Origin of the sequence: Pseudomonas sp. HY2-MNA-CIBAN-0224, assembly GCF_040310285.1 — a bacterium.
GTDB lineage: Bacteria > Pseudomonadota > Gammaproteobacteria > Pseudomonadales > Pseudomonadaceae > Aquipseudomonas > Aquipseudomonas helleri.
The window spans coordinates 1-254 of sequence record NZ_JBEOPQ010000723.1 but is presented as its reverse complement, the minus strand read 5'-3'; the positions used below and the strand labels follow the sequence as shown (position 1 = coordinate 254).

The following is a 254-nucleotide window of genomic DNA, read 5'->3' as shown; positions in this document are numbered from 1 at the left end:
GTGCTGGCGACCAATCAAAATGCTGTACGCAATCATGTCGATGATCGCTTGCAAGCATTTTTACCCGAAGACTTTACTGATTATTGGAAACAACACGACGTTAAACCTGTAGAAGTGATGGTCGCCAATATTTTAGCCAAGCCACTGATTGGCTTAGCACCTTATTTTGTTACCTTAATGGCACCAAAAAGTCGTATCGTGTTAGCCGGCTTAATCGAGTCACAAACTGAAGAAGTGACTGCTGCGTATCAGCC

1 protein-coding gene is annotated in these 254 nt (G+C 43.7%); it reads left to right on the top strand.

The genetic code is table 11. From position 1 onward, the window contains the following. Positions 1 to 254, top strand: a 254-nt coding sequence (locus AAEZ03_RS28220; protein WP_350583257.1) for a 50S ribosomal protein L11 methyltransferase, incomplete at both ends; no start/stop codon positions are given.